Below are 6,621 nucleotides of genomic sequence, written 5' to 3' on the forward strand. Positions count from 1 at the left end.
CCCCACCCCAAACCCGACGGCCCCCTCGACTGGCAGGGTTACGGCGCCTCGCTGGCCCGGGCCGTCGAGCGCACCGGCGAGCAGGAGTCGGTGGTGTGCGGGCGGGCGGTGATCGGCGGGACGCGGGCGGTGGTGGTCTCGTTCGAGTTCGGCTTCCTCGGCGGCTCGCTCGGCACGCGTACCGGCGATCTGATCGAGGCGGCCCATGTGTACGCCCGCTCCCGCCGCCTCCCCGTCGTCTCGCTGATCGCGACGGGTGGCAGCCGTATGCAGGAGGGCATGCCGGCGCTCACCCAACTCCAGCGCGTGGCACGGCAGTCGGCGCTGACGTCGGATGCGGGCGTGCCGCAGCTGGCCGTTCTGCGCGACCCGACGACGGGCGGCGGCTGGGCCACCCTGGGCGCCGGCGCCGACATGATCGTGGCGCTGCCCGGCGCCCAGGTGGGGTTCGCCGGGTCGCGGGTGCGGCCGGCCGACGCGGATCCGGCGGCTTACACGGCCGAGGCTCAGTTCGCGTCCGGGCATGTGGATGCGGTGGTACGGGGCGAGGACCTGCGCGCGGAGGTGTCGCTGCGACTGCGGCTGCTGACCTCGGCCGGATCGGGCCTGCCCGCACCCGTACCGCCGGCGCAGGGTGACATGAGGCTCCCGGAGTCCGGCTGGGACGCGGTCGAGGCGGCCCGCGCACCCGGACGCCCGCGCGCGGAGGCCTACTTGGACGCGTACTTCACCGAGCGCACGACCGTCTCCGGTGACCGGTGCGGCGGCCGCGACCCGGGCATGCTGTGCGGTTTCGGGCTGCACGACGGGCGCACGATCGCGTACGCGGCGCAGTGCGGCACCGCGACCCGGCCGTCCGGGTACCGCACCGCGGCCCGTCTCATCCGGCTCGCCGGCCGGCTCGGTCTGCCGGTCCTGACCCTGGTCGACACCCCGGGCGCCGCGAACGACGCGGCGGCGGAGGCGGCCGGCGCGGGCCCTGCGATCGCCGAACTGTTCACAGCGGTCGCCACGGCCCGCGTCCCGGTGACGACGCTGCTGATCGGGGAGGGCGGCTCGGGCGGTGCGCTGGCGCTGGCGGCGCCCGGCAACACCTGGGCCACACCGTCCAGTTACTTCTCCGTGATCGCGCCCGAGCTTGCCGCCGCGATCCTGAAGCGGCCGGCCGGTCTCGTACGGGAGACGGCGGACGAACTGCGTCTCAGACCACAGGACTTGGTGGATCTGGGTGTCGTACGAGGAGTCGTGGGCGGGTGAAGTCGACGCCGCCCCAGGACCAACTCACCCGAACAAGGGAACAGTTGCTCCCCAGAACAGGTGATCGTCACGTATGCGTTTGCTTTCGTCCTATGTGACCAACGATGCTGACGGTACGCAAGCAACGGGCTGCAGACCGTAATTGCGCACTCCCCGGCTCGTGTCCCACGCGGCCGTGGTTTGTCCCAACTCAGCACAGTCACAAGGAGAACGTCCCACCATGAACGTCATCACCGACATCCTCGCCGGCCTCGCCCACTTCGTCGGCTGGCTCGTCTGACCCCAGGGTCCGACCCGAGGAGTCACGCACGGCGCCGTCTCCCCCGTCCCAGGGGAGGCGGCGCCTTCGTGTGCAACGGCCAACAAGCACCCACCGGTTGGGCCACAATGGGGGCGGCCGATCACGAGTGCGGGGGCGCGGCATGGGTGAGTACCTGGAGTTCAGCACCGAGGACGGGGCCATCGTCCCGGTGGATTTCGCCGCCGACGACGACGGTCAGCATCTCGTGAGCGACGCGGACGGCGCCGTACGGGCGACGCGTACCTTCGAAGGCTCGCTCGCCGGTGTCCGGTCGGCGGCCGAGGCGGCGCTCAGGGTGTTCCAGGGCGGTTCGCTCAAGCCGGACTCGGTGGAGATCGAGTTCGGTGTGAAGCTCACGGCCGAGGCGGGTGCGCTGATCGCCAAGAGCGCGGTCGAGGGCCACCTGGTGGTCAAGCTGGCCTGGGCGCCCGGGCAGCAGAGCCAGGTGACGGTCGTGGGTCCGCGGGTGGACGCCGCCGACGCCGTCGAAGGCGCGGCCATCGTCACCCCACCGCAGCCACCGGCCCCGCCCGCTCCTCCGGCACCACCCGCACCACCCACTCCGCAGCCATGAACGCGTCCTGGCACGCCCGGATCCGCTGCGGCCGCGAGTCCGGCGCCGGCTTCCTGGTCACCGACCGGCACGTACTGACCTGCGCGCATGTGGTGAGCGCCCGGGCGACGGACGCCGTCACCGTCACCTTCCCGCAGCTGTCGCCCGACCCCTCCCCAAGCTCTTCGAGCAGGGGTTGCCCCCTGCCCGCCGAGGTCGTCGCGCACGGCGGCTGGACCGGCGGGCTCGACCCGGGCGACCTCGCCGTACTCGAACTGGCCGAGCCGGTGGCCCTGAAGCCCGCCGAGTTCGCCTCCCCGGCCGAGGCGTACGCCGATCCGCCGCCCCGCCTGCTCGCCTACGGCTTCCCCAAGGCGTACGAGGAAGGGGTGCTGGCCGAGTACCGGGCCACCGGCGATCAGCTGATCACCCAGGAGTGGATCCAGCTGGAGGCCTGGGGCCAGGCAGGACAGACGCTCGCGCCCGGTTTCAGCGGCGCCGCGGTGACCCTCGCGCACAGCGGCCGCGTGGTCGGCATGGTCACCTCCGCGGCCCGCAGCAAGGAGGTGCGCCACGGCCGGATGCTGCCCGCGCAGGTGATGGCGCACTACTGGCCCCGGCTCGGGGACCTCATTCCGACCGGGGCGTTCGCGGCGCGGGACAAGGAGCGGCTGCGCACCCTGATCGACGCGGTGGGCGCCCAGAAGACCTGGCGCAGCGCGGGCTGTGCTCCGGACCGGCTGTACCGCGACGCGGTGGGTCCGCTTCCGTCGCCTCCGCTGCGGCGTCTGACGTCCCTGTGGGACGTGGCCTGGTATCTGCTGAGCGAGAGCCAGGACACGGCGGCGATCGGCCGGTTCACGACCCGGCTCGCCGACTACTGCGAGGACGCGGGCACGCGTACGGCGTTACGGGAACTGGGGCGCGCGGGCCGGCCGGCCGCCGCTCCCGCCGTGGGCGCCGCTCCCGCCGTGGCCGCCGCTCCCGCCGTGGGCGCCGCTCCCGCCGTGGGCGCCGGACGGCCGGCCTGGTCCCCGGTCCTGGTGGAGATCGCGCCGAGCGGCGCGGGCGAGGACCGGTTCCTCGTGGAGGTCTCCGCGTACAACGGAGCACACCGTCACGTCATCGGCCAGCGCACCCTCACCACCCAGGAGGTGCGGCCCTACGTCCTGGAGCGGATCGACGACGCGTACCGCGAAGTGGATCTGGACGGGCGGGAGTTGATCGCCTTCGTACTGCCGCGCAAGTGGCTGAACACGGATGTGGCGCACTGGCAGCGCAGCAAGGACGACCACAGTCCGCTGGGTTCGTTCGCACCGGTCGTGGTGGTGGAACTGGAGCGGCGGCGCAGCGGAATGCTGCAGCACAGGCTGCGCCGCAAGTGGCAGGAGCTGGATCTGCGCGCGGACGCCCGGCTGCACCGCATCGCCTGCGGCGTGCCGCCGGGCGACCCGGTGAGCCTGACCATCGGGCTGCGCCGCGGCGCGGATCTGCTGGGGCTCGGGGCGCCGCCCGGACGGGCGCGCGAGGCGTTCAAGGCCGGGCTCAACGCGCCCGTACCGGCCGTGATCTGGCCGCGCAGCGGTTGCGCGGGCGGGCCGCACGACGCGTGCGCGGGCAAGGAGTTCCTCGACCGGCTCGCGGAGCAGCTCGCCGGGCTGCCGCCGGGTGAACTGCCCGACGTCGTCTACGAGTTGCGGCTCGAAGCCCTGGGCTCCGGGCCCGGCGTGCACTGGGCCCACGATCTGTCGCTCCTGTGGGAGGACCCGCGCGCGCTGCCCGAGACCGCACCCTTCCTGGACTCACCCGTCGGCTGAGCGGCCGCACCGCGAAAGGAACGGAGAACCATGTCCCTGTGGCCCGTCTTCACCGGCTCGAGCAAGCCGCACGACGGCATCGACCAACTGCCCGCGCCACCGCCGTGGCGCGCGTTCGACGGCGGGCCCGCGCTCGCGACGCCCGCGGAGCACGAGGACGAGGCGGCGACGTCTCCCGACCGCCGCCATCGCGCCCGTACGTACATCGCCACCGACGAGGCGGTCCAACTGGTCAACGCCGCCCTGTACTTGAGGCGCCCGCTCCTCGTGACCGGTCCGCCCGGCAGCGGCAAGTCCTCGCTGGCGTACGCGGTGGCGCACGAACTCATGCTGGGTCCCGTGCTGCGCTGGAACATCACCAGCCGGACGGTGCTGCACGACGGTCTTTACGCGTACGACCCGCTGTCCCGGCTGTACGCGGCGGGGCGGCGGGCGTCGGCGGCGGCTCGCGGAGAGGAAGCGGGGCATGAGCCGTCCAAGGCCGGAGCGGGCGGCGAGACTGCCGGAACCGGAGCCGGCGATCTCGAGGACCATCTGCGCCTGGGTCCGCTCGGCACCGCCCTGCTGCCTTACCGGCGCCCGCGCGTGCTGCTCATCGACGAGATCGACAAGAGCGACCTGGATCTGCCCAACGACCTCCTGAACATCCTCGAGGAGGGCCAGTACGAGATCCCCGAGCTGGTCCGCGCCACCCGCCACACCCCGTCGGCCTCCGTCCTCGTCGACGGCACGGACGAGCGGGTCACGGTGCGGCGCGGGAGGGTGCGTTGCCGGGCCTTCCCGTTCACGGTCCTGACCAGCAACGGTGAGCGCGAGTTCCCACCGGCGTTCCTGCGCCGCTGCGTCCGCCTCGAACTGCACCAGCCGCGCGAGGCCCACCTGGAGAAGATCGTCCGCGCCCACCTGGGCGAACCGACCCCGTACGCGCAGGAGTTGATCGCCGGCTTCCTCGACCGTGGCTCGGCGGGCGAACTGGCCACGGACCAGCTGCTCAACGCGATCTATCTGACGGGGGCGGCCGGGCTCGACGGTGCATCACGCGATGCGCTGGCCCAGCAGCTGATGCCGTATCTGAGCCGGGGGCATCAGGACGATGCGGGGTTCTGAGGGACGGATGACGCGGGTTTTGAGAAACAGGATGATGCGAGGTTCTGAGGAACGGGACGATGCGCGGTTCTGACGGAGAGGGCGAACGGGAGCCGGACGACCCGGTTCCCGTACCCGAAGACGCCTACGTGGCCCGCCTCGCCGAGGTGCTGACCGAGGCGGCCGGCGAGGAGGCCGACGCCGGGCCGACCTCGGTCGAACTGGCCGAACTGCTGTGGCTCGCGCGGCAGATGACGGGCCCGGATGCGGCCACGGCAGCACGGCCTCGGGCGCCTGCCCCCGACCGGGCAGCCGATCCCGGCCGCGTGCCCCCGCCACCGCAACCGCCGCCGCCATCAACGGACGGCGACCCGGAGCCCTCACAGCCCGAACCCCGCATCCCCGTACACCTCCCGGGCCCGGCCCGCCAGGAGCCCGGCGGCACGGCCGGCGACAGCACGTACACCTCGCTGCTCGCCCCGGCGCCCCCGATGCTGACCCGCCCGCTCACCCTCCAGCGCGCCCTGCGCCCGCTGAAGCGGCGGGTCCCCGCGCCGACCGGCGTCGAGCTGGACGAGACGGCGACCGCCGAGCGCATCGCGCGCCTGGCCGCACCACCTCAGTGGTGGCTGCCGGTTCTGCGGCCCGCACAGGAGCGCTGGCTGCGGCTGCGGATCGTGTACGACGACGGGCCGACGATGCCGGTCTGGCGCCCCTTGCTGCGCGAACTGCGCACCACGTTCGGCCAGTCGGGCATCTTCCGCACTCTCGGCGTGCACAGTCTGTCGGCTTCGGGCGCGGTGCGCGGCGCCGAGGGCACCCCGGCCGACGGCCGCACGGTCACCCTCGTCGTCAGCGACTGCATGGGCCCCCAGTGGCGTGACGGATCCGCGGGCCGACGCTGGTACGCCACCTTGAACCGCTGGGCATCACGTCATCCGGTCGCGATCGTCCAGCCCCTGCCGGAACGCCTGTGGCGCACCACGGCGCTCCCCGCCACGCCCACCACCCTCTCCTCACCGTGGCCCGCCGCCCCCAACTCGGCATACTCCACGGCCGATCCGGACGAAGAGGGTCTGATCGTCCCGGTCCTGGAGCCGTCCGCGCCTTGGCTCGCCCACTGGGCCGCCCTGGTGGCGGGCAGCGGCCCGGTCCCGGGAGCGGCGGCCGCCCTCGCGCCCACCCCGCCCCCCGCACCGCTCGACGAGGCGGGCCGCACCGACGTCCAGCAGCTCGGCCCCGAGGAGCTCCTCCTGCGCTTCCGCTCGATCGCCTCCCCCGAGGCCTTCCGCCTCGCCGGCCACTTGGCGGTGGGCCGCCCCCACCTTCCGTATATGCGCCTGGTCCAGGCCGCGTTGGAGCCCCGCCCGCAGCCGGGCCATCTGGCCGAGGTCATCCTGAGCGGGCTGCTGCGCGCGGTCCCGGGCGAGGCGGGCTCGTACGTCTTCCGTGATGGCGTACGGGAGTTGCTCCTCGGCACGCTGCCGCGCACCTCGCGGCTGCGGACCCGGGACCTGCTGGCGCGGCTCGGAGCACCGATCGACGACCGGGCAGGGGTCGTGGCCGGGGAGTTCCGGGTGGCGGTGCCGGGTGGGTCGGAGCGCGGC

The 6,621-nt window shown here is 73.5% G+C and carries 5 protein-coding genes; all 5 read left to right on the forward strand.

What is annotated here, in order from left to right; all coding sequences use genetic code 11:
• A partial coding sequence (locus tag G6045_RS38310; RefSeq protein WP_165336861.1) for a carboxyl transferase domain-containing protein occupies nt 1-1,257 on the forward strand: 1,257 nt, incomplete at its 5' end.
• Nucleotides 1,258-1,679: 422 nt separating this feature from the next.
• Nucleotides 1,680-2,132, forward strand: coding sequence for a CU044_2847 family protein (locus G6045_RS38315; protein ID WP_165336862.1), 453 nt, complete (start codon nt 1,680-1,682; stop codon nt 2,130-2,132).
• On the forward strand, nt 2,129-3,928 hold the full coding sequence (locus G6045_RS38320; RefSeq protein ID WP_165336863.1) for a VMAP-C domain-containing protein: 1,800 nt from the start codon (nt 2,129-2,131) through the stop codon (nt 3,926-3,928). The genes G6045_RS38315 and G6045_RS38320 overlap by 4 nt, the downstream gene beginning before the upstream one ends.
• A gap of 30 nt (nt 3,929-3,958) precedes the next feature.
• Nucleotides 3,959-5,035, forward strand: coding sequence for an AAA family ATPase (locus G6045_RS38325; protein ID WP_165336864.1), 1,077 nt, complete (start codon nt 3,959-3,961; stop codon nt 5,033-5,035).
• 59 nt (nt 5,036-5,094) lie between these two features.
• Nucleotides 5,095-6,621: SAV_2336 N-terminal domain-related protein (locus G6045_RS38330; protein ID WP_268978458.1), on the forward strand; the 1,527-nt coding region annotated here is incomplete at its 3' end.

The sequence above is a fragment of the Streptomyces mesophilus genome, from assembly GCF_011044995.1.
GTDB lineage: Bacteria > Actinomycetota > Actinomycetes > Streptomycetales > Streptomycetaceae > Streptomyces > Streptomyces mesophilus.